The sequence below is a fragment of the Enterobacter genomosp. S genome (assembly GCF_001631805.1).
GTDB classification, from domain to species: domain Bacteria; phylum Pseudomonadota; class Gammaproteobacteria; order Enterobacterales; family Enterobacteriaceae; genus Enterobacter; species Enterobacter quasihormaechei.
This window is the reverse complement of record NZ_LVVA01000018.1, coordinates 412,887-438,903: the sequence shown is the minus strand read 5'-3', so window position 1 is coordinate 438,903 and position 26,017 is coordinate 412,887. Positions and strand designations below refer to the sequence as shown.

Below are 26,017 nucleotides of genomic sequence, written 5' to 3'. Positions count from 1 at the left end.
TACGTCTTACGCGTCCGGGAATTCGCGGATCATGCGTTCAACGTCTTCCACCATATGGTTATTGCCGACGAAGAACGAACGGCGCTGGTGCAGGCTTTCCGGCACGATATCCAGGATACGCTCTTTACCGTCGCTCGCCTTGCCGCCCGCCTGCTCGGCCAGGAACGCCATCGGGTTGCACTCGTACAGCAGACGCAGCTTCCCGTCAGGGTGGCTTGCCGTGCTTGGATAAAGGTAAATCCCGCCCTTCAGCAGGTTGCGGTGGAAATCCGCCACCAGCGAGCCGATATAGCGCGAGGTGTACGGGCGCTGCGTGGCTTTATCCTCTTCCTGGCAGAATTTGATGTACTTCTTCACGCCGTTCGGGAATTTGATGTAATTGCCTTCGTTGATGGAGTAGGTATTGCCCTTCTCCGGGAAGCGCATACGCTCCTGGCACAGGCAGAACACGCCCAGTGACGGATCGTAGGTAAAGGCGTGCACGCCGCAGCCGGTGGTGTACACCAGCATGGTGGACGAGCCATACACCACGTAGCCGGCGGCAACCTGATTGCTGCCCGGTTGCAGGAAGTCTTCTTCCGTCACCGGTGTGCCAACCGGCGTAACGCGACGGTAGATGGAGAAAATGGTACCAACAGAAACGTTAACGTCGATGTTGGAGGAGCCGTCGAGCGGATCCATCAGAACAACGTATTTCGCGTGTTCGCACCCTTCGAAGACGACGATCTCATCTTCTTCTTCAGAGGCGATACCCGCAACGATGTCGCGCGCGCGCAGTGCTGCTTTCAGTTTTTCATTGGCGAACAGGTCGAGTTTTTGCTGAACCTCACCCTGAACGTTCTCGGCACCGCTGGCACCCAGGATATCGACCAGACCGGCCTTATTGATATCGCGGTGGATGATCTTAGCGCCCAGCTTTATTGCCGACAGCAAAGCAGTGAGCTCACCCGTAGCATGAGAGAACTCGTGCTGCTTTTCGACAATAAATTCACCTAACGTTTTCATAACACTTTCCCTGCATCTTATGTTGAGTAAAGCGGTTGATGTCCAACAATCTTAACAAACATTCAAATATTAGCGCAGAGGTGAATCGCGCCAGCAAAATACGGATTTACCTGAAATGCGTTTCACAGCCGCTGACATGTGGGTAAAATGTGCGCCACATTGAAGAAGGATAGTGACGTATGCGCATTCATATATTGGGGATTTGTGGCACTTTCATGGGCGGACTGGCAATGCTGGCGCGCTCGCTGGGCCATGAAGTGACAGGTTCGGACGCCAATGTGTATCCGCCGATGAGCACGCTGCTGGAGAAGCAGGGAATTTCTCTGATTCAGGGATACGACGCCAGCCAGCTGGAGCCGCAGCCGGATCTGGTGATCGTTGGCAACGCCATGACCCGTGGGAATCCATGCGTTGAAGCGGTGCTGGAACGCAATATCCCGTACATGTCTGGCCCGCAGTGGCTTCATGATTTTGTCCTGCGCGACCGCTGGGTGGTCGCCGTTGCCGGGACGCACGGCAAAACCACCACCGCCGGCATGGCGACCTGGATCCTCGAAGCCTGCGGTTACAAGCCGGGCTTCGTGATCGGCGGCGTGCCGGGGAATTTCGACGTCTCTGCGCGTCTCGGCGACAGCCCGTTCTTTGTGATTGAAGCGGATGAATACGACTGCGCATTCTTCGACAAGCGCTCCAAGTTCGTGCACTACTGCCCGCGCACGCTGATCCTCAACAACCTTGAGTTTGACCACGCGGATATCTTTGACGACCTGAAGGCTATCCAGAAACAGTTCCACCATCTGGTGCGCATCGTGCCGGGCCAGGGCCGTATCATCCTGCCGGAAAACGACATCAACCTGAAGCAAACCCTGGCGATGGGCTGCTGGAGCGAGCAGGAGCTGGTGGGCGAGCAGGGCCACTGGCAGGCGAAAAAACTGAATGCCGATGCCTCCGAGTGGGAAGTGCTGCTCGACGGTGAGAAAGTCGTTGAGGTGAAGTGGGGCCTGGTGGGCGAACACAACATGCACAACGGCCTGATGGCGATAGCGGCGGCGCGTCATGTGGGGGTTCTGCCTGCGGATGCCGCCAGTGCGCTGGGCACGTTTATCAACGCCCGTCGTCGTCTGGAACTGCGCGGTGAAGCCCACGGCGTGACGGTGTACGACGATTTCGCGCACCATCCAACCGCCATTCTGGCGACGCTTGCCGCATTGCGTGGCAAAGTCGGCGGCACCGCACGCATTCTGGCCGTACTGGAACCGCGTTCAAACACCATGAAAATGGGGATCTGCAAAGACGATCTCGCGCCGTCCTTAGGGCGTGCCGATGAGGTCTTCCTGCTGCAACCGCAGCATATTCCGTGGCAAGTGGCCGAGGTGGCCGATGCCTGCATTCAGCCTGCACACTGGAGCGCGGACGTGGATGTTTTAGCGGATATGGTGGTGAAAGCTGCACAGCCCGGCGACCACATTCTGGTGATGAGCAACGGCGGGTTTGGTGGGATCCATCAGAAGCTGCTGGACGGTCTGGCGAAGAAAGCCGCGGCCGCAGCGTAAAAACAAAGCCCGGTGGCGCTAGCGCTTACCGGGCCTACATTTTTTCGCACGACCTTGTAGGCCGGATAAGGCGTTTACGCCGCCATCCGGCGCAAACCCGCACAGATTACTCTTCGTTCTCAGACAGCTCGCGCAGATACTGGAAAATCAGGCGCGCTGACTTCGGCGGCTTATTCCCTTCTTTCTCTTTCTTCGCGTTGCGGATAAGCGATCGCAGCTGCTGGCGGTCGGCATTCGGCCACAGGTTCAGCACTTCTGGTACCGCGTCATCACCTTGCTCGATCAAACGATCGCGGATCTGCTCCAGCTTATGGAACAGCGCAACCTGCTGGTTATGGCGGTTTTTCAGCTTATCCAGCGCCTGACGGATCGGCTCTACGTCACGCTGACGCAGCAGTTTACCGATAAGCTGAAGCTGGCGGCGACGCCCTTCTTTCTTGATTTTCTGTGCCAGTTCAATGGCATCACGCAGATCCTGGTCGAGCGGGAGCTTATCCAGCGCGTTTTTACCCAGTTCTACCATTTCTGCGCCAAGCTGTTTTAACTCTTCGGCGTCACGTTTAATTTCACTTTTACTGACCCAGATGATCTCATCATCTTCGTCTTCGATGTCATCACCGGGAACGTCGTCGAGCCAGTCTTCGGGCTGCTTAGTCATGTCAGGCTCCTTAAAAAAAGAGGCTAATGTTACCAGTTAAGACGCGCACTGAAAAACGGTTCTCTGTTAGACTTCACTTAACTCTCTCTTACAGTATGGCATTTGCGATGAAAGTAACCTCACAAGTTGAAGCGCAGCGTAAGATCCTGGAAGAAGCCGTCTCCACCGCGCTGACGCTCGCTTCAGGCAAATCAGATGGCGCCGAAGTGGCGGTCAGCAAAACCACCGGCATTAGCGTGAGCACCCGCTATGGCGAAGTGGAGAACGTAGAATTTAACAGTGATGGCGCGCTGGGGATCACCGTGTATCACCAGAATCGCAAAGGCAGCGCGTCGTCTACCGATCTCAGCCCGGATGCCATCGCCCGGACGGTGCAGGCGGCGCTGGATATCGCCCGCTACACCTCGCCGGATCCTTACGCTGGCGTGGCCGATAAAGAGCTGCTGGCGTTTGACGCGCCGGATCTCGATCTGTTCCATCCGGCGGAAGTGACCCCCGACGAAGCCATTGAGCTGGCCTCGCGCGCCGAGCAGGCGTCTTTGCAGGCCGACAAACGCATCACCAACACCGAAGGCGGCAGCTTTAACAGCCACTACGGCATCAAAGTGTTTGGTAACTCGCACGGCATGTTGCAGGGGTACTGCTCAACTCGTCACTCGCTGTCCAGCTGCGTGATCGCCGAAGAGAACGGCGATATGGAGCGCGATTACGCGTATACCATTGGCCGCGCGCTGGGGGATTTGCAGTCTCCGGAGTGGGTTGGTAAAGCGTGTGCCGAACGCACGCTGTCACGCCTCTCACCGCGTAAACTCTCCACCATGAAAGCCCCGGTCATTTTTGCCAATGAAGTGGCGACCGGCCTGTTTGGTCATCTGGTGGGGGCGATTGCGGGCGGTTCGGTGTACCGTAAATCGACCTTCCTGCTCGACTCACTGGGCAAGCAGATCCTGCCGGAGTGGCTGACTATCGAAGAGCATCCGCACCTGCTGAAAGGGCTGGCATCCACGCCATTCGACAGCGAAGGCGTGCGCACTGAACGCCGCGATATTGTTAAAGACGGCATTCTGACCCAGTGGCTGCTGACCAACTACTCCGCACGCAAGCTGGGTCTGAAAAGCACCGGGCACGCGGGTGGGATCCACAACTGGCGCATTGCCGGACAGGGCCTGAACTTTGAGCAGATGCTGAAAGAGATGGGCACCGGCCTGGTGGTGACCGAGCTGATGGGGCAGGGCGTGAGCGGCATCACCGGAGACTATTCTCGCGGTGCGGCGGGCTTCTGGGTCGAAAACGGCGAAATTCAGTATCCGGTGAGCGAAATCACCATCGCCGGCAACCTCAAGGACATGTGGCGCAATATTGTTACGGTCGGTAACGATATTGAAACACGCAGCAATATTCAGTGTGGTTCTGTATTGTTGCCGGAGATGAAAATCGCCGGTCAGTAATACCCGTAAAAGCGTGTTTAATAATAAAAAAGGAAGTGAGCAATGCGTAAACACCTGTTAGCGATCGTCGCGGCTTCAACGCTGATTCTTGGCTCGTCCGCGTTTGCTGCCGATCTCGAAGATAACATGGACATCCTCAGTGAAAATCTGAAGGTGGTGCAGAAAACCGACAATGCCGCCGAGATGAAGGACGCGCTGACCAAAATGCGTGAAGCGGCGCTGGACGCGCAAAAAGCGACGCCGCCGAAGCTGGAAAGCAAAGCGGCGGACAGCGCCGAGATGAAAGACTATCGTCACGGCTTTGATGTGCTGGTCAGCCAGATCGACGGCGCGCTGAAGCTGGCTAACGAAGGCAAAGTCAAAGAAGCTCAGGCGGCGGCCGATCAGTTTGCGGCGACCCGCAATGCGTATCACAAAAAGTATCGTTAATTGGGTGCCTGAGCTGTACGTCCTTTCTCCGTATGCGGAGGCGCATTACGCGCCCCCGCATCCTGCTCCTGACTTTCCGGAGCGACAATCCATCCTCGCTGACACTTCAAGCGAGCCGTTACGATAGCGGATCTCGCACAGTGTTTTCCTCGTCACCAGCGTTAAGATGATTATCGTCAAAGCAATAATCATCAAAACCCGGATAATTGGGGATTGGCGTTTCATGGATGCCTCCTTGCTCTAAAGCGGGCGAGGTAGCGAACTCCACGGTCCGACGTGTCGTTTCGAGCCCCCGCCCTGATTTTTTATCAGGCGGGGCTTTCCACTTTCCGTCCCATGCCTGAGACGGTCAGTCTCAAGCACCCGCAGCCACTCTAGCGAATCCCCATAAGAAAACCTTATCCACATCACATTTCTACGAGCCCGCTCGTAATCTTTTCCGCTTTGCATACCCCTTATTTGCCGCCAGATAGCGTGATATTCATCACGCAAATACAGCGATTTATCCAGATTGACCGCATTTATGTGGCACAGATCACTGCCGCGGCTCGCCTTTCCACTTCGAAGTGGAAAACAACTCGCTACAAACCCTGCACCTGCAACGTTAGTTTTATTCCAGAGCCATTAACGGGGTAAGACGAGTGAGTAACGGAGCGGTAATGAACGACGTTGGGGAACAGGCGGTGCAGACTGAGCAGCTCGCGAACACCATGCTTCAGCAGGTTTATGCTCTGCTGGCCCGGCACAACATCATCCCCAATGCGGTACAGGAGCAGATGCTGACCTCCCACGTTCGCGCAATGGCGCACCGGTCCGTGACCGGCGAGCCGCTGCCGGAGGTTGAAGCAGAGCTTTTCGACGAAATTTCACCAGATTCAATGCAACTTGCCCGTGAAGTGGTAGCGCAGTTTGGCAACCTTCCTGATGAAGAGGCCTGGCTGCTCTCCGTTCACTTCGAAGTCGCGAAAGACAACCTTTAAGGAGCAACACATGGAACAGATTACAGTCGTGATTGGCGATCGCCTGGGTAAAGGTCAGAAAGTGGCTGCGGGTGTGGAAAAAGCCGGTGGACGCGCGGTTGTCGTGCCGGGCATGGCGGCAGATATGAAGCTCGGTGACGTGATGAAAGCGGAAAACGCCACCTTCGGCATCTCCTTCTGCGGCAGCGGCGGCGCGGGCGCCATCACCGCACAAACCAAATATGGCTACAAGGCCAAATACGGCATGCGCTCCGTGGATGAGGGCGTGACCGCCATCAACGAAGGCTGCAACGTGCTGGGCTTTGGCTTTATGGATAAAGAAGAGCTGGGCGAGCGTCTGGTACAAGCGTGGCAGAAGAAGCACGGCGCATAAGCATGAAAGAACAGTTCACAACCACGGTGAGAGTGAAGGGGAAGGGCGACGCCAAAGCGCGCGCCTTTGCCGACGCGCTAAACCACGTTCAGGCCGCGGTGATGAAAGCCTCACCGCATATCTTATTGCGTATTGAGCCACAGGATGTGCAGGTTGTTCAGGCGCAAGAAGCGGTGCGAAAAGAAGCGTTTCTGTTCTTCTTTCTGCGCCGGGAAAGACGCACCTACAGCGTGGAGCTGGATGTGACCGTCAACGTGACCGCCATCAATCTCGACCAGGTGGATTTCGTCACGCAACGCTGATTATTCATAAAAGGGCAGACTGATGTTCTTAATTATATTAATAAAATCGCTCATCATTGGCGGCCTGGTAGGCGTCGGTGTGGGAGCCGGGGCTGCACGCATGTTTCATGCGCCTACCACTCAGGGTATGGGCGCGTTTCGTACGTTGGGGGAGCTGAACTCCTGCGAAGGGGATCCAGCCTCCCACTTCTCCTTTGGATTAGGCTTCTTCTTTAACGCCTGGGCCTCTTCCGTGGCCGCAGGTGCCTTCACACAGGACGTTGACCACCGCATCATCCCGAACTGGGGTGCTGCCGCGCTGATGATCAAAAACCGTAACGTCGGCGAAACGCTGCACGATCCCCGCAAAATGGCGATTGCCTGCGGCATCATCGGCATGATCGTCGTGACCTTCCTTAACCTGACCGCTTCCTCCGTGCCGGCCGCACTTCAGGTCACCGCCGTGAAGGTGCTGGTGCCTGCCGCGAACCTGCTGGTCAACACCGTAATGCCGGTGATCTTCTGGCTGGCGGCCATCGACGCGGGTAAAAAATCGGGCTTCTGGGCCACCATCTTTGGCGGCGCGGCGCAGCTGATCATGGGGAACGCCGTACCGGGTCTGGTTCTCGGCATTCTGATCGGTAAAGGCGTTGAGGAGAGCGGCTGGAACCACGTCACCAAAGTGATGATGGCGGCGATCGTCCTGCTGTTCGTGCTGAGCGGCTTCTTCCGCGGCTTCGACATGAAGATGATTGAATCCTTCCATCTGACCGTGCCGAACTGGCTCGACATGATCCACAACTCGCTCAGCGGTAAATAACAGGAGCCTCTAAATGGAACAGAATAAAGGTTTTTGGTATGCCGACTGGTCGTTCCCGATCTTCGTTGGCCTGCTCTCCTCCGGCGTCTTCGCCGGGACGCACATGTACTACCTCTACGGCATCGGCGCGTTTAACGAAGTGGCCTTCGTGGCGATGCTGAAAGCGGGAATCGATACCGGCGTCTACGGCGCGGTGGCGGCGTTCGGCGCGAGCTTCCTGTTCGCCCGCATTATTGAAGGATCGCTGGTCGGTATTCTTGATATCGGCGGCGCTATCCAGACCGGCGTGGGCCTCGGCGTACCGGCGCTGCTGCTTGGTGCGGGGATCATGTTCCCGGTGACCAACTTCATTGCCTCGCTGATCACCGGCCTGGTGATTGGTCTGGCGATTGGCTACGTCATCATCCTGGCGCGTAAGTTCACCATCAACCAGAGCAACTCCACCTACGGGGCAGACGTGATGATGGGCGCGGGTAACGCCTCGGGCCGCTTCCTCGGGCCGCTGATTATCCTCAGCGCGATGACCGCCTCCATTCCTATCGGCGTCGGTTCGCTGGTGGGCGCGCTGCTGTTCTACATCTGGCAGAAGCCGATTACCGGTGGCGCCATCCTCGGCGCAATGATTTTGGGCTGGCTGTTCCCGGTCGCCCTTTAATACCCGCGGGCGCATCTGCGCCCGCCCTATCAGGAGAACCCCATGTTTGATTTACTCCTGCGCCGTGCGCGCCTCGCCGACGATACCCTGACCGATATCGCCATTCAGGACGGGAAGATCGCCGCGACGGGCGAAATTGACGCTCCAGCCCGTAAAACGGTAGAGCTTAACGGTGACGTGTACGTCAGCGCGGGCTGGATTGACTCCCACGTTCACTGCTACCCGAACTCCCCGATTTATCACGACGAGCCGGACAGCGTGGGCATTGCCACCGGCGTCACTACCGTGGTGGACGCGGGCAGTACCGGGGCCGACGACGTGGACGATTTTTACCAAATCACCCGCAAAGCCTCCACCGACGTCTTTGCCCTGCTGAACATCTCCCGCGTGGGGCTGATTGCCCAGAACGAGCTGGCCAACATGGCAAACATTGACGCCGATGCGGTGAAGCAGGCGGTGAAGCGCCACCCGGATTTTATCGTCGGCCTGAAGGCGCGCATGAGCAGCAGCGTGGTCGGTGAAAACGGCATCACGCCGCTGGAGCGCGCCAAAGCGATCCAGAAAGAGAATGGCGACCTGCCGCTGATGGTGCACATCGGCAATAACCCGCCGAACCTCGATGAAATCGCCGAGCTGTTAAGTTCGGGCGACATCATTACCCACTGCTACAACGGCAAGCCAAACCGCATTCTGACGCCGTCCGGTGAGCTGCGCGCCTCCATCACCTCCGCCCTGAAGCGTGGCGTGCGTCTGGACGTCGGCCACGGCACGGCGAGCTTCAGCTTTGAGGTGGCGAAACGCGCCATCGCGATGGGCATTCTGCCGCACACCATTAGCTCGGATATCTACTGCCGCAACCGCATCAACGGCCCGGTCGGCTCGCTGGCAAGCGTGATGTCGAAATTCCTCGCCATCGGCATGTCATTGCCGCAGGTGATTGACTGCGTGACCTCGAACGCCGCCGACGGCCTGCGCCTGACGCGCAAGGGCCGCATTCAGCCTGGCCTCGACGCTGACCTGACGCTGTTTACCCTCAAGCGCCAGCCGACGGTGCTGACTGACGCTGAAAACGACACTCTGCAAGCTGAACACATTCTGGTGCCGCTTGCCGCGATCCGCGCGGGCAAGGGCTACATGACCGAACAAGGGAGCACGGAACATGCCTTCGATTTATGAGAAGTATAATTTAAAGCAGGTTATCAACACCTCTGGCCGCATGACGGCGCTGGGCGTCTCCACGCCGCGCCCGGAAGTAGTGCAGGCGGCGATGGACGGCATGAATCACTATTTCGAGATGAAGGATCTGGTTAACAAAACCGGGGAATACATCGCCAGACTGCTGGATGTGGAAGGCGCGACGGTAGTCTCCTGCGCGTCGGCGGGCATCGCCCAGTCCGTGGCGGCGGTGCTGGTGAAAGACAGCGACTGGCTGCTGGAAAACCTGCACGTCACGCCGATTGAAAATAACGAGATCGTCCTGCCGAAAGGCCATAACGTTAACTTTGGCGCGCCGGTAGGTACCATGGTGGCGCTGGGCGGCGGCAAGCTGGTGGAAGCGGGCTACGCCAACGAATGCTCCGCCGACCAGCTGGCGGCGGCCATTACCCCGCGCACCGCGGCGATCCTCTACATCAAATCGCACCACTGCGTGCAGAAAAGCATGCTCAGCGTCGAGCAGGCGGCAGTCGTCGCACGTAAACACTCCCTGCCGCTGATCGTCGATGCCGCGGCGGAAGAAGATCTGCACGCGTACTACCGTTCCGGCGCGGATCTGGTGATTTACAGCGGCGCAAAGGCGATCGAGGGGCCAACCAGCGGCCTGGTGATCGGCAAAACCCAGTACGTTGAGTGGGTGAAGCGCCAGACGGCGGGCATTGGCCGCGCCATGAAGGTGGGTAAAGAGGGGATCCTCGGCCTGACCTGCGCCATTGAACACTACCTGACGGCCACCAAAGAGAGCGGTGCTGAGATGGTGGCGAAAATGACGCCGTTTATCGACGCGCTCAACACCCTGAACGGCGTCACCGCGCGCGTGGTCTGGGACAGCGCCGGTCGCGACATCGCCCGCACCGAGATTAAGTTTGACGAAGCCACCACCGGCGTTGGCACCGGCGACCTTGTCGCCCAGCTGAAGCAGGGGGAATACGCCATTTACTTCCGTGGCTACAAGGCCAACGAAGGGATTATCGAAGCGGACGTGCGCAGCGTAAGTGCTGACCAGCTGAACATCGTGTACCGCCGCATTAGCGAAGTGTTAGGACAGGAGAAAAATGCATGAAACTGACCCCCAATTTTTACCGTGACCGCGTCTGCCTGAACGTGCTGGCCGGCTCAAAGGCCAATGCCAGCGCCATTTACGAGGCGGCGGAAGGTCACGTGCTGGTGGGCGTGCTCTCCAAAAATTACCCGGACGTGGCGAGCGCGGTCGCGGAAATGCGTGAATACGCGGCGCTGATTGATAACGCGCTCTCCGTGGGGCTGGGCGCGGGCGATCCGAACCAGTCGGCGATGGTGAGCGAGATCTCCCGTCAGGTGCAGCCGCAGCACGTCAACCAGGTCTTTACCGGTGTGGCCGCCAGCCGCGCGCTGCTGGGGCAGAATGAATCGGTGGTCAACGGCCTGGTCTCCCCGACCGGTACCGTCGGCATGGTGAAAATCTCCACCGGCCCGCTGAGCAGCAAAGCGCCGGACGGCATCGTGCCGGTTGAAACGGCGATTGCCCTGCTGAAAGACTTCGGCGGCAGCTCGATCAAGTACTTCCCGATGGGCGGCCTCAAGTGCCGTGACGAATACCAGGCGGTGGCGGAAGCCTGCGCCCGCCACGACTTCTGGCTGGAGCCGACCGGGGGGATCGATCTGGAGAACTTTGAGGCGATTTTGCAGATTGCCCTCGACGCGGGCGTGAGCAAAATCATCCCGCATATCTACAGCTCGATTATCGACAAGGCCAGCGGTGATACGCGTCCGGAAGATGTGCGTACGTTACTGGAAATGACGAAGAAACTGGTGAAATAGAACAAAACCATACCCCTCACCCTAACCCTCTCCCCTTTGGGGAGAGGGCCGGGGTACCGCACACACCCAAAGGAGCCACCATGCACACCCGTAACCTGCTCGTCGCTTCACTCTCAATGCTCGCCACCGCCGCTGTCGCCCAGACGCAATACGCCTGGGTGGGTACCTATAATCCGAACGGTGAAGGGCTGTACCGTTTTACCGTTGACCCGCAAACCGGCGCGCTCGATAACAAAACGCTGGTGAGCAAACTGCCGAATGCGGCGCAGTTGACCCTTTCGCAAGACGGTAAAACGCTGTATCTGGCAAGCGAAGTGGAGCAGGGCGTGGTGCAGGCGCTGCGCATCGGCGATGACGGTGCGCTAAGCGAACTGAATCAGGTGGCCTCCGGCGGCGCCGGGCCGGTGTATCTCTCCCTGACGCCGAACGGCAGGCATCTGCTGGTAGCGAACTACGTCAGCGGAACCGTCGCGGTGCTCCCCATTAACGCAGACGGCAGCCTGGGCGATGCCACGGACACGCATCAGGATCGAGGCGAACCGGGCGCGGCGAAGCCGGAAGCTGCCGTTGAGGGCAGTTTCGCGATCAGCGATCATAACGGCCCGCATGCGCACATGATCGCCGCCGATCCGAGCGGGAAATACGTTTTTTCCACCGATCTTGGTCTGGATCGTATCTATCAGTACCGTTTTGACGATCGAGCAGGAAAGCTGATCCCGAACGATCCGCCGTTTATCAGCGCCTCTTCGAAAGGCGCTGGCCCGCGCCACTTCGTCTTTACGCCGAAAGGCGATGCCCTGTGGCTGATTAACGAAGAGGCCTCTACGCTCACCCATTATGCGCTGGACAGCAGCGGCAGGCTAAAAGAGGGTAAAACCGTTTCAGCTCTGCCGGACGGTTACAAAGGCACCAGTTTTGCTGCCGGGCTGGCGCTAAGCGCCGATGGTAAACAGCTGTATGTCGCTAACCGTTTGCATAACAGCATCGGGCACTTTACCGTAACGGCAGAAGGGACGCTGACGCATCAGGACGATGTCTGGACGCGGGGTGACTATCCGCGCACCCTGACGCTCGATAAGCAGGGGCGCTGGCTGTACGTCATGAACCAGCGCAGCGACAACATTACCCGTTTCCGCGTGGCACCGGACGGCAAGCTGAGCGCCGAGCCAGACTATACCCCGGTCGGCAGCCCATCCCAGATGGTCATTTCACCCTGAGCAGTAAGAGGACAACGACGTGCGATTTCCGAACCAACGTTTAGCGCAACTTTTCGATCTGTTGCAAAACGAGACGCTGCCGCAGGACGAGCTGGCGCAGCGGCTGTCGGTCTCCACGCGAACCGTCCGGGCGGACATCACCGCCCTCAACGCGCTGCTGGCAGGCCACGGGGCGCAGTTTATCCTGAGCCGCGGCAGCGGCTATCAGCTAAAAATTGATGACGCCCAGCGCTACCAACAATTGCAGGCCTCCCACCCGCGTGCGCTGCGCATTCCGCGAACCGGGCCGGAGCGCGTGCACTATCTGGTGGTGCGTTTTCTCACCTCGGCATTTTCCCTTAAGCTGGAGGATCTGGCCGACGAGTGGTTCGTCAGCCGCGCCACCTTGCAGAGCGACATGGTGGAAGTGCGCGAGTGGTTCCATCGCTACAACCTGACGCTGGAAACCCGCCCGCGCCACGGCATGAAGCTGTTTGGCAGCGAGATGGCGATCCGCGCCTGCCTGACCGACCTCCTGTGGGAGCTGGCGCAGCAGGACAGCCTGAACCCGCTGGTGACCGACGTGGCGCTGAACGCGGGCGTGGCGGAAAAGATGGTGCCGGTGCTGCACGATGCGCTGACGCGCCATCACATTCGTCTGACCGACGAAGGCGAGCTGTTCCTGCGCCTGTACTGCGCGGTGTCGGTGCGGCGCATCAGCGAGGGGTATCCGCTGCCGGAATTCCACGCGGAAGACGTGGAAGAGAACGTGCACGAGGCGGCGAAGGATATCGCGGTAGCCATTCAGGAGCTGGCGGGCAAGGCGCTTGCGCCATCGGAAGAGAGCTGGCTGTGCGTGCACATCGCGGCGCGGCAGATCCAGGAGATTGCCCCGAGCGCGATTAACGCCGACGACGACGAAGCGCTGGTCAACTATATCCTGCGCTACATCAACACCCACTATAACTATAACCTGCTCAGCGATGCGCAGCTGCACGCCGATCTGCTCACGCACATCAAAACCATGATCACCCGCGTGCGCTATCAAATCATGATCCCCAATCCGCTGCTGGACAACATCAAGCAGCACTACCCGATGGCGTGGGATATGACCCTCGCGGCGGTGTCAAGCTGGGGGAAATACACGCCGTATGCGATCAGCGAGAATGAGATTGGTTTTCTGGTGCTGCACATCGGCGTGGGGCTGGAGCGCCACTACAACATTGGCTACCAGCGCCAGCCGCGCGTGCTGCTGGTGTGCGATGCCGGTAACGCGATGGTGCGCATGATCGAGGCGGTACTTCAGCGTAAATACCCGCAGATTGAGGTGACGCGCACGCTCACTCTGCGCGAGTACGAGCTTGCGGATGCCATCGGTGAAGACTTTGTGATCTCCACCGCTCGCGTGAGCGAAAAATCCAAGCCGGTGGTGATAATCGCCCCGTTCCCGACCGATTATCAGCTGGAGCAGATCGGCAAGCTGGTGCTGGTGGACCGCACCCGCCCGTGGATGCTGGAGAAATACTTCGACGCGTCCCATTTCCGCATTCTCGACAAGCCCGTTGATCGGCAAACGCTGTTCCGCGAACTGTGCGGGCAGCTTGAAGGCGAAGGCTTTGTCGGCGCGGAGTTTCTGGATTCGGTCATCGAGCGTGAAGCGATTGTCAGCACCATGCTCGGGGACGGCATCGCGCTGCCGCACTCCCTCGGCCTGCTGGCGCAAAAAACGGTGGTCTACACCGTGCTCGCCCCGCAGGGCATTCAGTGGGGGGATGAAACGGCGCACGTCATTTTCCTGCTCGCCATCAGCAAAAGCGAATACGAAGAGGCAATGGCGATTTACGACATCTTCGTCACTTTCCTGCGCGAGCGCGCGATGGCGCGCCTGTGCCAGTGCGAGGATTTTGCGGCGTTTAAGGCTGAGGCGATGGAGAGTTTGAGCCGGTTTTGAGAGGCGTTATCCAGAATTCGATGTAATGCGAATGTAATGCTAAACTGCATTACACATTCGATTTTACTGGAGGCATAATGGCCACGCTTAACGTCCGTCTGGATGACAAACTCAAAAATGAGGCGTATGCCGTGCTGGAAAAACTCAATATTACCCCAACGGAAGCCGTGCGGTTACTGTTTCAGTACGTTGCGGAAACAGGGCGTATGCCGGTGAAAACTGTCACCATCAGTGACAGTGAAGATGAACTGATACAGACAGTCCGGGAGCGACTGGCGAATCCACAAAAGGGAATTAAGGTTAGTCTGGATGATTTATGAACTGGAGTTCGACCCGAGGGCTTTAAAGGAGTGGCATAAGCTGGGCGATACGGTGAAATGCCAGTTTAAAAAGAAACTTGCTGACGTCTTAGTGAACCCCAGAATTGAATCGGCCCGCCTGCACGGCCTGCCGGATTGCTATAAAATAAAACTCAGATCTCTGGGTTATCGTTTGGTTTATCAGGTTCAGGATAACGTAGTTACGGTATTTGTTATCGCTATCGGAAAGAGAGAGAAATCAGCCGTTTATCATGAAGCAAATAAACGGCTTTAGCATTTAACGCAGATGATGCACAACCTGGTTGCTGCTGCCGCGCCAGATCAGGGCCGGATCTTTTAAATCCTGCACGAACTTGCCGTCCACCAGCACGTTAATCAAATCCACGACTTCCCTCTGAGCAGCATTCAGCTCTTCCAGCTTATATCCCGTCCAGACCCAGATATCTTTTCCCGCGCACTCGCGGCGAATGCGTTTCACCAGCTTCAGGATCTCCGGCACGTTTTGCGGATGGAGCGGATCGCCGCCGGAGAGCGAAATCCCCTGCCGTTTGATGCGCGTGTCGTTCAGGTCGTTGATGATGCGGTCTTCCATTTCAACGGTAAACGGCATGCCGGAATTTACGCGCCAGGTGCTTTTGTTGTAGCAGCCGGGGCACTCGTGAACGCAGCCTGAAACGAACAGGGTGCAGCGGGTGCCGGGGCCGTTGACGATATCGACGGGGTAGTACTGATGGTAGTTCATAGCGGTTAACTAAGCCGGGTACAGTGTGAGTGCGGATTGTAGGCCCGGTAAGCGTAGCGCCACCGGGCATAAATGTGGCAGCGGTTCAACCGATTTGCCCATTCCCCAGATGTTTCACCCGGCGCTTCACCTCTTCCTGCTTGCCGGCGTTAAACGGACGGGCATCCGGGCTGCCGAGATAGCCGCACACGCGGCGGGTCACGGAGACGCGGGCTGCATCGTGGTTACCGCATTTCGGGCAGGTAAAGCCTTTACTGGTGCATTCAAACTCACCGGTAAAGCCGCACTCATAGCATTCGTCGATGGGCGTGTTGGTCCCGTAGTACGGCACGTGCTGGTAGCTATAGTCCCACACGTCTTCCAGCGCCTTCAGGTTGTGCTGGATGTTTGGATACTCGCCGTAGCAGATAAAACCGCCGTTCGCGATAGGCGGATAGGCCGCCTCAAAGTCGATCTTGTCGTACGGGTTCACCTTCTTCTCCACGTCAAGGTGGAAGCTGTTGGTGTAGTAACCTTTATCTGTCACCCCTTCAACAATGCCAAATTCGGCGGTATCCAGGCGGCAGAAGCGGTCGCAGAGGTTTTCGCTCGGCGTGCTGTACAGGCTGAAACCGTAGCCGGTTTCCTCTTTCCACTGGTCTACGGCATCGCGCAGGCGCTGCACAATCGCGATGCCTTTCTCGCGCAGGGCCTCGCTGTCATAGATGTGCTTGTCGCCGAACAGCGCGTTGATGGTTTCGTGAATGCCGATATAGCCGAGAGAGATCGACGCGCGTCCGTTTTTGAAGATCTCAGACACGTCATCGTCCGCTTTCAGGCGCACGCCGCAGGCACCTTCCATATAGAGGATGGGCGCAACGCGGGCTTTGACCCCTTCAAGGCGGGCGATGCGGGTCATCAGCGCCTTACGTGCCAGCTGCAAGCGCTCGTCCAGCAACGTCCAGAAGGCCTCTTCATTACCTTTGGCTTCCAGGGCGATGCGCGGCAGGTTAAGGCTGATCACGCCCAGATTGTTGCGCCCGTCGTGGATCTGCTCGCCGTTTTCATCCTCGTACACGCCGAGGAAGCTGCGGCAGCCCATAGGCGTTTTAAACGAACCGGTGACTTTTACCACCTGGTCGTAGTTCAGGATGTCCGGGTACATGCGCTTGCTCGCGCACTCCAGCGCCAGCTGTTTGATGTCGTAGTTCGGATCGCCAAACTTGTGGTTCAGGCCGTCGCGGATGGCGAACACCAGCTTCGGGAACACTGCGGTTTTACGGTTTTTGCCGAGGCCAGAGATGCGGTTGCGCAGGATAGACTGCTGAATCAGGCGCGACTCCCAGCTGGTGCCCAGGCCAAACCCGAAGGTGACAAACGGCGTCTGTCCGTTGGCGGTGTGCAGCGTATTCACTTCATATTCCAGCGACTGGAATGCGTCGTAGCACTCTTTCTCGGTGCGGGAACGCGCATAGCCGTCCGCGTCCGGGATCTGCCACTCTTCCGCCGTCTTACGGTGCTTGTTGAAGCTCTCGGTCACGAACGGGGCCAGCACTTCATCGATGCGGTTGATGGTGGTCCCACCATAAATATGGCTGGCTACCTGGGCGATGATCTGCGCCGTAACCGCTGTCGCGGTAGAGATGGACTTCGGCGGTTCAATCTCGGCGTTACCCATCTTAAAGCCGTGGGTCAGCATGCCTTTCAGGTCAATCAGCATGCAGTTGAACATCGGGAAGAACGGCGAATAGTCGAGATCGTGGTAGTGGATCTCACCGCGCTCGTGCGCCGAGACCACATCGCGCGGCAGCAGATGCTGACGGGCATAGTGCTTGGCGACGATACCGGCCAGCAGGTCGCGCTGGGTCGGGATCACTTTACTGTCTTTATTGGCATTTTCATTGAGCAGCGAAGAGTTGGTCTGCTCCACCAGGCCGCGGATCTCCTGGTTCAGGCGACCGCGTTTCTCACGCTGGACGTCACGATCGTGGCGGTACTCAATATAGGCGCGCGCCAGCTGCTTGTATGGCCCCGCCATCAGCTGGTTCTCAACCGCGGTCTGGATCTCGTTGATATCGACCTGGCTGCGTTCATGCATCTGGCTGCTAACGACTTCTGCGACGGTGGCGCAGTAATCTGCGTCATCGACTCCCGCTGCTTTAGCTGCACGCAGGATGGCTTCCTGAATGCGCTCTGATTTAAACGGCACTTTACAGCCATCACGTTTCATCACATGCGGTGTCATGATCACTCCATTTTAAAAACAGGTTATCCACAAAGGTGGGGAAGTATTCACCGGGCTTATTTCCCGCCGCGCCAAAGGCTTCCCGCGTTCCCAGCGTGTGTTATCCACAATTCCGGCCAGCGTAAGCGCCGTCTTATTGTTGGAATTGTAGACGATAGATACAATATGTTGGGTTGGGAGGCATTTTAAGTGCTACATATAGTGATTTGCATCAAACATGTTTGCGATTTTTTTGATTCAGAACAAAGTAAAAAGACGAGAGTACAAACGGCGGGCGCTGGAGCAATTGTAAATACGCGCAGGAAAAATCTGATTAATTATTCAACAAAAACAAGCGCTCAGCACGGCGTGTGCTGAGCGCTTAACGGTTAACTCGCCCCGCAAATCCAGCTCAACCCTGCCTGTAAAAAGGCTGCGGTAGCAATACTGCCCAGCACCACGGGGATGAGAAAGGAGCGATCGGGTTCATCGTCCTGTTCTGGCGGTTCTTCAGCATTCAGGACGGACAATGCCTCTTCCCGGGTGCGCGCCGCCAGAAGCTGCTCCCGCACCCGGTCTTCCGTCAGCAGGCTGGTGAGCGACGTCAACAGCTGCATATGGGTACTGCCTGCTTCCGCTGGCGGAATGGCGAGCAGAAAGACCATTCTCACCGCTTCATCACCTTCCAGGCCCGGCCAGCTTATCGGGTCGTCAAAGAGCGCCAGACAAAACGCCGCCTGTTGCACCGTCTCGGCTTTTCCGTGAGGGACCGCGAGCGCCTCGCCCAGCGCGGTAGGGCCTTCACTTTCGCGTTGTAAAACGCTCTGGATAAATGCCGCTTCATCGTTAATGATTTTTTGCCTGGCGAGCGGCTCGGCCAGCCAGCGGATCAGCGCTTCAGGCGTACGGTGCGGCGGATTGATAAAAACCAGATCGGGATGCGTCAATGCAAGCAAGTTCATATTAAGCCTCAATCAAAAAATCGCATGTCGCGGAAGGTGAAATCGCCGTTACCGGTTGCACGGGCTCTTCCAGATAGTTGATCTGACGAAGCCCCGCCAGACTTGTCGGGACGGGAACCGACTGCGTACCGGCGTTAAACACCCGGACGACCGTGCCAGAGGAGTGCTGCGCATGGGGCAGGGCAGAGAGAATGAGCGGCTCCGGCAGGCTCAATAATGAGAATTCTGCCGGAAGCCTGCGCTCGGGCAGACGCAACGAAAAGCGCTCAAGGCGGTGATCGAGCGTATGCAGCGTTTGCCGCTGATAGGTGAAAGGCTGTCCCGCTGCCTGGTTTTCCAGCTGGCGAAGCGTGAGATGATCGGCGCTGTCGGCCAGCGCGACGGTGAACGAGAAGCGCAACGGTTTCAGCAACTGCGCATCGGGGGTCTCGACCACCGTATTATTGATGCCGGACGCCCGGCCCGGCCGCCATTCGAGATCGTTGCGCCCGAGCACGCCCGTGGATTTAAACAACGTCAGGGCAATAGCAGCCGGCGCGCTGCCGATTATCTGAAATTCCTTCATGCCGCGGCTATTCACTACCAGCGCTTTGCCCGCTTCCGCAACAGCAATGATTCCCTCGCTGGTTTCGATATCCACGGGCATTTCGCGATAGTGTTCTCGCCAGTTTTCTTCGTCATACCCTGTTTCGCGCTGGATTATCGCGAAGGGCTGCGAGGCGATAGCGTGCCGGGTGTGAATATCGCTACCGATCAGTAAACGTAGCCGGTGATCGCAGTGGCTGTTTTCCAGCGAACTGTCCACATACAGGTTCGGATCGTCTTCGCGTAATGTGCACTCCAGACGAAGGGATAACGGCGTTCGGGCAGTACCCTGGCGTCCGGCGAGATCCGGCGGAAGAAACAGGGTGGCTTCAACGATCAGCTTTTCGACAAGTGGCGTTTTCAGGCAGTCGACGAGCATGAAATGGTCGCATCGCGTCGGCGTATCGCCCGCGAGCGGTGAGAAATCGTAGCTGTCGCCCGCATCCGCACAGTCTTCAAGGGTAAAGAACGAGGGGATGCATCTGCCGCTGCGTTTGTCGTGCAGGGTGAGCGTTCCATCGGCCAGCGTTAATCGATAATGCGCATTCTCTATCTCGCTGCCCGTTGTCTGTTCAGGCTGCCGGAAAGGCGCCGGGTCATCTTCAACGTTAATGCTGAGATAGCCGACCGGCGGCAGAACCGGTGTTTTCACAGCAACGTGCCAGCGATAATAAGGGGGAAGGGGCGTTTCACATTCGCCTTCGGCGTTAAGGGAGACTGCCGTTCCGCCTGGCAGAATGTCTCTTTTCAGGACGTCGAAGGGGATAGACTGCCCCTGATATTTCAGGGCGATATTCTCAGCCCGGCTATAAACTGTGGTTATCACCACGCGTCGCGTTGGGGTGCCCAGCGGGTTGAAAATCAGCAGGTCGCCTTCCCGAGCGCAGGCGGCGCTCAGGGTTTTTACCACCAGGTTCCACAGGCTGTGGCACAGCTGTTCGGTTTGATCCAGTCGATGCAGAATATCGCGGTTAGTGGTATCGCTATTACAGCCGCCGATGGAGTCATGGGCATGGCTTCGTAACAGCTTCTTCCAGAGCGTATCGACCACCGAGAGGTTGACCGGGATCCCCTGATGACGCGCCATGGCGATTGTCGGCTCCAGCCGCCGCAGGATGAACTGTTCGACTTCATCATTTTTCTTTTTGATGTCGTAGCGCACGGATCCGATCGTTTTATGGATGCGGGTATAGCGCGGCGATTTCAGCTCTCCTTCCCAGCGTTCAAAGTGTTCACGCTGTGCGCGCAGAATGTCGACGTAGCGCTCCAGCGAACTGATAACGTAGCGGTCTTCATTGGGGGAGCGTGCGCTGGCGATCTGTAGAATTTTCGGCAGCGCCGGGTCGATACTGACCTGATCGCCGCCGCAGGGCAGCAGCAGGTCATTTATTCCGGCCCGCGAGCGCAGGAGATTGACCATCGGGAAGATTTTTCCCTGCAAATGACTCGCGTCTGAAGAGATGTTTTTAGCCGCGCCGTAACCGAATGCCATCGCGCAGGCGATAACGGTCGCACCTGACGGCGCCCGCCACAGGAACTGGCTGCTTTTCGCCTGTCTGTCGTGATCGATGCCGCGCCAGAAGACGATGTTGTCGATATTGCAGCCCTGCAAAATCGTGGGCATTTGCGCATTGTGGCCGAAGGTGTCCGGAAGATACCCGACCTGCATGGCGTGCCCCAGCTTACGGGCGGCGAAGATGCCGTACTTGAGATTGCGAATAATGGATTCGCCATGCACGTTGTAGGTGTCCGTCTGGGTATACCATGGCCCTACGAAGATCCTTTTTTCTCTGACCAGCGTTTCCAGCCTGGTGCGATAATGGGGATTGATGGCGAGAAAATCCTCCACTACCGCCATCTGCCCGTCAAGGTGGTAGCAACTGTAATCGGGGTCCTGCTCCAGCGTGTCGATGACGTCCGCAAAGTTATATGACGCCAGCACCATGCTGTCCTGACGGGTGAAATACCACTCCTGATCCCAGTGCGTATGGGCAATGACGTGGATCTGATTCATGACCTTCCCCTTAGCTGGCGTTCTTTGGGCTGACATAGAGCACGCCCAGGGCGCAAATCAGTGCGCCAGTAAAGACGCTCGCCAGGTAGCCCGCCACGTTGGTTGCCAGCGGCCAGCCCCAGATGGCCGGCAGTGGCAACGTCTGCTTCACGCCGAGTGCAATGGCGACCAGCGCGCCGGCAACGGCACCGGTCATGAACACCGGGATCAGGCGTGGGTTTTTCAGGATGAACGGGATAGCGCCTTCGGAGATCCCAATCACGCCCAGCAGCAACGAGGTGCTGCCAACGGTTTTCTCTTCCCGGCTAAAGACATCCGGTAGCCCAAAGCGGCCGTTAAGGAAGGCGGCAAAGCCGACGCCAATAGAGGGGATCACGATGGAGAGTTCGCGGGCGGTTAAATCAAACGTCTCGCTCATGCCATTCAGGCCGAGTGCGACTGAACCCGCCGCCTTATTGACCGGGCCGCCCAGGTCGAACGCGGTGCCTGCGGCGATCATCGCGGAATAGAATCCGCGCCCGGTGTCACCTGCTGAGGTAAAAAAGACCACCATCAGCTGGTTAAGTGAGCCGAAAATCGGGTTAATCAAATATTCCATGACCATCACCAGCGTTATGCCGGTGATCAGCGGGACGACCAGCATAGTTTTGATGGTGGTGAGCTGCTGGCGGACGTGAATGGAATCATTCAGCCAGCGCACCAGATAGCCCACAAAAAAGCCGATGCCAATCGCGCCGAAAAAGCCGGACGGCATAAAGCCTTCGATATCAAAGAAGCGCTTGTAGACCTCGTCTGACATGATACCGCCGATAAGTCCGGGGATCAGCGCCGGTTTTCCGGCAATGGAAAACGCCAGATACATGGCGAAAACCGGATACATGAACTTAATGGTCATAAAGCCCACTTTATCCAGCACGCTGAACGGCGAATGGTCGATGTTGATAAACTGGCCGGTGATTTTGGCCGTTGCCATCATCAGCCCGCCCATGACCACAACCGGCAGCATATAGCTGATGGCCGCCATAATATGGCCAATAAAAATCTGGTAAGCCGAATGCTGGTGCTCGTCTTCGTCTGCTACGGAGGTGGCGGTGACGTTTTTTTCCATGGCCAGCGCCTGACGCAGATAGCGATCGGTATGCTTGATCAGCGCTTGCGTGCGGGTTCGAAGGTGGAGGATGTTTTCAAAACGCTCGGCATCCTGAATGGGCACGTCGGTGGCCAGAATAATGGCCGTGGCGGAGGCGATATCCTGTTTTGTTAAGCGATTTTTTACGCCGTCGCTGCCCTGGGTTTCGACCTTAACCTTAATATTGTGTTCTTTAGCCCATGCAATAATTTTATTCGCCGCCATGAAGGTGTGTGCGATACCTGTCGGGCAGGCCGTCACCGCGACAACTTTTTGTTTCGTCATTGTCATAATTCCCTGGATGTGAAAACCGGGAAAGTATAAAGAGAACCTAAAACAGTTTTTAATGTTTGCTAATACTAATTACGTATCGTGATACGCGGCGCTGCATTATGTGAAGCGTCTTCCAGAGGCTATTTTTCTGTTATGTTAATATCATGCCGGGATTTAACAGGGTGTAATATATGAATTCATTTCAGGGAAGTGAACGTTTGATATTTGAATACATTCAGCATCATGCGTCTAATATTTCTAATATATCGGCAAAAGAGATTGCCCGGGATACCTTTACAACGACAACATCCGTTAATCGAGTGTGTAAAAAAATGGGCTATAAAAGCTATACCGAGCTTCGGTATCGTTTTTTACGCGATCATTTTACCCCAGCGCCTGCCGCACCCGACACTGGGCCGCAGGCGGACGATATTGTGGCGGAGGTGTACAGGCTGCTCACCCATTCCAGCCATATTTATCTGTACGCGCGCGGTGCTTCACTCACCAGCCTCAACTACCTGTCGCGGTTTTTATCCCTGGCGAGTCTGCCGCATCTCATTTTGAATGATATGCACCAGCTGACACGTGTATCGAAGGGGACGCTGGTACTGATCAGTAAGTCCGGGGAGACGCAGTCGCTGATTGAAATGGCGCGTAACGCGCTGCGAAAAGGGTTAAAGATCATTGCGATTACCCGCGAGGGATCGACGCTGGCGGCGATCTCATCGCTATGCTGGCCGCTATTGATCGACATCAACGCGGTATCGCTGTATCAGCGGGAAGGACAGCTTGAACTGTTAAGCGCCGTGGACCGTATCGGCTGTAGGTTGCTACAGCACGATACGGTGTAGTCAGGCCGTCAGAGTTGCTTCACTATCCCCAGACGTACGGCATAATCATTTTCATGGTTGCCGTCATTGTTGATATAGGTTTTATCCAGTGACACCAGCTCGACGTAAGGCGTCCAGCCGTCGTCAAGGCTGTAGTTGAACGCTACGGTATGCTCCCAGTAGGTGTCATCCCCGGTTCCCTGATCGACGTTATCCTGCCAGCGGAAGCGTGGGTTATAGGACATACCGAATTTGCCAATGTTGTACGCGAACCAAATGTCGAACTGGTGTGACTGACGGCGGGTATAGCCGCTGCCGTCGAGTTCTTTGTCGCTGTGTGCGTCATTGATGGTGTTATAACGATAGCGGGCAGAGAGGTTCAGACCGTTATCGAACGCTTTCCAGCCCTGAATGAAGGGGCGATAGTGGGTATTACTGGGGGTGAAAACCGTCACCATGCCAGGCGCAACGGCAAAACCATTGCCCAGATTGAAGCGCCAGCGCGTTTCAATCTCCTGTGCCGCCTCCGTTAATCCTTTGTCATCGGGATTATTTCGGTCGGTATCACCAAAAAAGGTATCGTTGTGGTTTTGTGCAGCTTCAACGGAAAAGTAAAAACCGTTATCCGCCTGATGCATAACCTTAATACGTGAATCATTTACGTCAGAGCGTGTATTATGGCCAAAGCGAAGGTCGACGGACGTATTTCCGCACCATCCCTGTGTGCTCAATAATAATGCGCTAATACACGTAACTTTAATAATTGTCTTTTTCATCATGTCCTGCCGAGGTTATTAATTAGCAGGGCTATTTTTATTTTTGGCATGCCATGATGTAAAAGCTATCGTCGTACATTTAGCGTATCGCTAAACATAAAAAAAGAGAGACAGCATGCTGTCCCTCCTGATATTTATTCCTGCACCCACCAGATGGCTTCAAACGGGCGCAGTTGCAGCGTATCGGGTCGGGAGGGAACCTCTTCATAGTTACTGAGCGCCACCCGCCATGCTCCCTCTACCGGGGCCGGCTGCCACTGCTGGCGCTCGCGGCTCAGGTTCGCCACCACCATCAGCGTTTGCCCCTGCCACTGGCGGCGATAGCACCACAGGGAAGGGTGCTCAGGCAGGAGATCCTCATAATCCCCCCACGTCAGCACCGACAGGGATTTGCGCAGGCGAATCAGCGACTGATAGGTGTAAAACACCGAACCGGGGTCGTCCAGCGCCGCGCGGGCGTTCACCGTTTCGTAATTATCACAGACGCCAATCCACGGTTCGCCTGCGGTAAACCCCGCGCTGTGCGAGGCATCCCACTGCATCGGCGTACGGCCATTATCCCGGGATTTACTCGCCAGAATCGCCAGGAGTTCATCGGTGTCGCGGCCGTTAGCCCGCTGTTCAGCGAACATGTTCAGGCTCTCCACGTCGCGGTAGTCGGTGATGCGGCTGAAGTGCGGGTTGGTCATGCCCAGCTCTTCACCCTGATAGATGTACGGCGTGCCCTGCATGCCGTGCAGCACCATGCCGAGCATTTTCGCCGCCGCCACGCGGTGTTCACCTTCGTCGCCAAAGCGCGACACGATGCGCGGCTGATCGTGGTTACACCAGAACAGCGCGTTCCACGCTTTGTTGTGCATTCCCTGCTGCCAGTGGTGGAAGAGGGTTTTCAGCGCCACGAAGTCCGGCTTCGCCAGCGTCCACTTTTCGCCGCCGGGATAGTCCACCTTCAGGTGGTGGAAATTAAAGGTCATCGACAGCTCGCGCCCGTCGAGCGCCGCGTACTGCTGGCAGTTCTCCAGCGAGGTGGAAGACATCTCGCCCACCGTCATCAGGTTGCGCGGGGTAAAGACGTCGCGGCTCATTTCCTGAAGATATTCGTGAATGCGCGGTCCGTCGGTGTAGAAGCGACGACCGTCGCCGAAGGGATCGTCCGGGAAGGTCTGATCTTTCGAAATCAGGTTAATGACGTCGAGGCGCAAGCCGTCCACGCCGCGATCGGCCCAGAACTCGCACACTTTTTTCAGCTCGGCGCGCACCGCCGGGTTTTCCCAGTTGAGATCCGCCTGCTCCGGCGCGAAGAGATGCAGATAATACTGCTCGCTTTCGGCGTGCCAACGCCAGGCGTTGCCGCCAAATTTCGAGCGCCAGTTGTTGGGCAGCACGTCCGGCGTGCCGTCGCGCCAGATGTAAAACTGGCGGTACGGACTCTCTTTGTTCAGCGATTCGCGGAACCAGGCGTGTTGCGTGGAGGTATGGTTAAAGACCATATCCAGCACGATGCGGATGCCGCGACCGTGCGCCTCGGCAACCAGCTCGTCAAAGTCGTCCAGCGTGCCGTAGGTCGGGTCGATGGCGGTGTAGTTCGCCACGTCGTAACCGTTATCCACCTGCGGGGAGATGTAGAACGGCGTCAGCCAGATGGCGTCAATGCCAAGGGTTTTCAGGTAGTCCAGGCGCTGAGTCACGCCGCGCAGATCGCCCGTGCCGCTGCCGGTCGTGTCCTGGAAACTCTTTGGGTAAATCTGATAGATAACGCCGTTCTGCCACCAGAGAGGAAGGGTATTCATAGTGCTTTCCTGCAAATGCGAAGGGGCGC

26 protein-coding genes are annotated in these 26,017 nt (G+C 57.1%); 16 read left to right on the top strand and 10 right to left on the bottom strand.

Annotation, left to right across the window (positions count from 1 at the left end; all coding sequences use genetic code 11):
- Positions 1-6: 6 nt before the first annotated feature.
- A complete protein-coding gene (gene fbp, locus A3466_RS13015) occupies positions 7-1,005 on the bottom strand; it encodes a class 1 fructose-bisphosphatase (protein WP_063450890.1) in 999 nt (332 codons plus the stop codon).
- A 179-nt stretch (positions 1,006-1,184) separates the two neighbouring features.
- Here fbp and mpl point away from each other — a divergent pair, with 179 nt between their 5' ends.
- On the top strand, positions 1,185-2,558 hold the full coding sequence (mpl, locus tag A3466_RS13010; RefSeq protein WP_063450889.1) for a UDP-N-acetylmuramate:L-alanyl-gamma-D-glutamyl-meso-diaminopimelate ligase: 1,374 nt from the start codon (positions 1,185-1,187) through the stop codon (positions 2,556-2,558).
- Positions 2,559-2,664: 106 nt separating this feature from the next.
- Here mpl and yjgA read toward each other — a convergent pair whose 3' ends face one another.
- The gene (gene yjgA / locus A3466_RS13005) at positions 2,665-3,216 is read right to left on the bottom strand and encodes a ribosome biogenesis factor YjgA (RefSeq protein WP_063450888.1); all 552 of its coding nucleotides are present in this window, start codon (positions 3,214-3,216) and stop codon (positions 2,665-2,667) included.
- Positions 3,217-3,311: 95 nt separating this feature from the next.
- On the opposite strand from yjgA, the gene pmbA reads away from it, so the two are divergent.
- On the top strand, positions 3,312-4,664 hold the full coding sequence (gene pmbA, locus A3466_RS13000) for a metalloprotease PmbA (protein ID WP_063450887.1): 1,353 nt from the start codon (positions 3,312-3,314) through the stop codon (positions 4,662-4,664).
- Between the two features lie 42 nt (positions 4,665-4,706).
- On the top strand, positions 4,707-5,093 hold the full coding sequence (gene cybC / locus A3466_RS12995) for a cytochrome b562 (RefSeq protein WP_063450886.1): 387 nt from the start codon (positions 4,707-4,709) through the stop codon (positions 5,091-5,093).
- Positions 5,094-5,138: 45 nt separating this feature from the next.
- Here cybC and A3466_RS12990 read toward each other — a convergent pair whose 3' ends face one another.
- The gene (locus tag A3466_RS12990) at positions 5,139-5,318 is read right to left on the bottom strand and encodes a Hok/Gef family protein (protein ID WP_063450885.1); all 180 of its coding nucleotides are present in this window, start codon (positions 5,316-5,318) and stop codon (positions 5,139-5,141) included.
- A 416-nt stretch (positions 5,319-5,734) separates the two neighbouring features.
- On the opposite strand from A3466_RS12990, the gene A3466_RS12985 reads away from it, so the two are divergent.
- The 12 genes from A3466_RS12985 to A3466_RS12930 all read left to right on the top strand — a co-directional run bounded on the left by A3466_RS12985 (position 5,735) and on the right by A3466_RS12930 (position 14,958).
- Positions 5,735-6,073: a PRD domain-containing protein gene (locus A3466_RS12985; RefSeq protein WP_102750472.1), complete on the top strand. Its 339-nt coding sequence runs from the start codon at positions 5,735-5,737 to the stop codon at positions 6,071-6,073.
- A gap of 10 nt (positions 6,074-6,083) precedes the next feature.
- Positions 6,084-6,446, top strand: coding sequence for an SFCGS family glycine-rich protein (locus tag A3466_RS12980; RefSeq protein ID WP_006179053.1), 363 nt, complete (start codon positions 6,084-6,086; stop codon positions 6,444-6,446).
- Positions 6,447-6,448: 2 nt separating this feature from the next.
- On the top strand, positions 6,449-6,748 hold the full coding sequence (locus A3466_RS12975; RefSeq protein WP_006810338.1) for a DUF4312 family protein: 300 nt from the start codon (positions 6,449-6,451) through the stop codon (positions 6,746-6,748).
- 22 nt (positions 6,749-6,770) lie between these two features.
- Positions 6,771-7,547, top strand: a complete 777-nt coding sequence (locus tag A3466_RS12970; protein WP_006810337.1) for a DUF4311 domain-containing protein — start codon at positions 6,771-6,773, stop codon at positions 7,545-7,547.
- A gap of 13 nt (positions 7,548-7,560) precedes the next feature.
- Positions 7,561-8,202, top strand: coding sequence for a DUF4310 family protein (locus A3466_RS12965; protein ID WP_003856081.1), 642 nt, complete (start codon positions 7,561-7,563; stop codon positions 8,200-8,202).
- A 42-nt stretch (positions 8,203-8,244) separates the two neighbouring features.
- Positions 8,245-9,378: an amidohydrolase/deacetylase family metallohydrolase gene (locus tag A3466_RS12960; protein ID WP_063450884.1), complete on the top strand. Its 1,134-nt coding sequence runs from the start codon at positions 8,245-8,247 to the stop codon at positions 9,376-9,378.
- Positions 9,362-10,480 (top strand): DgaE family pyridoxal phosphate-dependent ammonia lyase, encoded by a 1,119-nt coding sequence (locus A3466_RS12955; RefSeq protein WP_063450883.1) that lies wholly within the window; start codon positions 9,362-9,364, stop codon positions 10,478-10,480. Before A3466_RS12960 ends, A3466_RS12955 begins: the two co-directional genes overlap by 17 nt.
- Positions 10,477-11,217 (top strand): 2-dehydro-3-deoxy-phosphogluconate aldolase, encoded by a 741-nt coding sequence (gene dagF, locus A3466_RS12950; protein ID WP_063450882.1) that lies wholly within the window; start codon positions 10,477-10,479, stop codon positions 11,215-11,217. The genes A3466_RS12955 and dagF overlap by 4 nt, the downstream gene beginning before the upstream one ends.
- Before the next feature lie 80 nt (positions 11,218-11,297).
- A complete protein-coding gene (locus A3466_RS12945) occupies positions 11,298-12,434 on the top strand; it encodes a lactonase family protein (RefSeq protein WP_063450881.1) in 1,137 nt (378 codons plus the stop codon).
- 19 nt (positions 12,435-12,453) lie between these two features.
- Complete coding sequence (locus tag A3466_RS12940; RefSeq protein WP_063450880.1) at positions 12,454-14,364, top strand: BglG family transcription antiterminator; 1,911 nt, start codon at positions 12,454-12,456, stop codon at positions 14,362-14,364.
- 77 nt (positions 14,365-14,441) lie between these two features.
- Entirely contained in the window at positions 14,442-14,684 is a 243-nt protein-coding gene (locus A3466_RS12935) for a type II toxin-antitoxin system RelB/DinJ family antitoxin (protein WP_023331889.1), read from the top strand.
- Positions 14,674-14,958: a type II toxin-antitoxin system RelE family toxin gene (locus A3466_RS12930; protein ID WP_041911453.1), complete on the top strand. Its 285-nt coding sequence runs from the start codon at positions 14,674-14,676 to the stop codon at positions 14,956-14,958. Before A3466_RS12935 ends, A3466_RS12930 begins: the two co-directional genes overlap by 11 nt.
- A 3-nt stretch (positions 14,959-14,961) precedes the next feature.
- Here the strand turns inward: A3466_RS12930 and nrdG are convergent, their stop codons facing one another.
- From nrdG to A3466_RS12905, 5 genes are all read right to left on the bottom strand, one after another.
- Positions 14,962-15,426 (bottom strand): anaerobic ribonucleoside-triphosphate reductase-activating protein, encoded by a 465-nt coding sequence (gene nrdG / locus A3466_RS12925; RefSeq protein WP_063450879.1) that lies wholly within the window; start codon positions 15,424-15,426, stop codon positions 14,962-14,964.
- A gap of 85 nt (positions 15,427-15,511) precedes the next feature.
- On the bottom strand, positions 15,512-17,650 hold the full coding sequence (gene nrdD, locus A3466_RS12920) for an anaerobic ribonucleoside-triphosphate reductase (protein ID WP_063450878.1): 2,139 nt from the start codon (positions 17,648-17,650) through the stop codon (positions 15,512-15,514).
- Positions 17,651-18,018: 368 nt separating this feature from the next.
- Complete coding sequence (locus tag A3466_RS12915; RefSeq protein ID WP_063450877.1) at positions 18,019-18,591, bottom strand: fructose PTS transporter subunit IIA; 573 nt, start codon at positions 18,589-18,591, stop codon at positions 18,019-18,021.
- A 1-nt stretch (position 18,592) separates the two neighbouring features.
- Positions 18,593-21,190 carry a glycoside hydrolase family 38 C-terminal domain-containing protein gene (locus A3466_RS12910; protein WP_063450876.1) on the bottom strand — a complete coding sequence of 866 codons (2,598 nt, stop codon included), beginning with the start codon at positions 21,188-21,190 and terminating at the stop codon, positions 18,593-18,595.
- Positions 21,191-21,200: 10 nt separating this feature from the next.
- Positions 21,201-22,604 (bottom strand): PTS fructose transporter subunit IIC, encoded by a 1,404-nt coding sequence (locus A3466_RS12905; RefSeq protein WP_074161022.1) that lies wholly within the window; start codon positions 22,602-22,604, stop codon positions 21,201-21,203.
- A gap of 179 nt (positions 22,605-22,783) precedes the next feature.
- Between A3466_RS12905 and A3466_RS12900 the strand changes: the two genes are divergently transcribed.
- Positions 22,784-23,443 carry a MurR/RpiR family transcriptional regulator gene (locus tag A3466_RS12900; RefSeq protein WP_063450875.1) on the top strand — a complete coding sequence of 220 codons (660 nt, stop codon included), beginning with the start codon at positions 22,784-22,786 and terminating at the stop codon, positions 23,441-23,443.
- An 8-nt stretch (positions 23,444-23,451) separates the two neighbouring features.
- Here A3466_RS12900 and A3466_RS12895 read toward each other — a convergent pair whose 3' ends face one another.
- Both A3466_RS12895 and treC read right to left on the bottom strand, forming a co-directional pair.
- The gene (locus tag A3466_RS12895; RefSeq protein ID WP_063450980.1) at positions 23,452-24,198 is read right to left on the bottom strand and encodes an oligogalacturonate-specific porin KdgM family protein; all 747 of its coding nucleotides are present in this window, start codon (positions 24,196-24,198) and stop codon (positions 23,452-23,454) included.
- Positions 24,199-24,332: 134 nt separating this feature from the next.
- Positions 24,333-25,988 (bottom strand): alpha,alpha-phosphotrehalase, encoded by a 1,656-nt coding sequence (gene treC / locus A3466_RS12890; RefSeq protein ID WP_063450874.1) that lies wholly within the window; start codon positions 25,986-25,988, stop codon positions 24,333-24,335.
- Positions 25,989-26,017 lie beyond the last annotated feature (29 nt).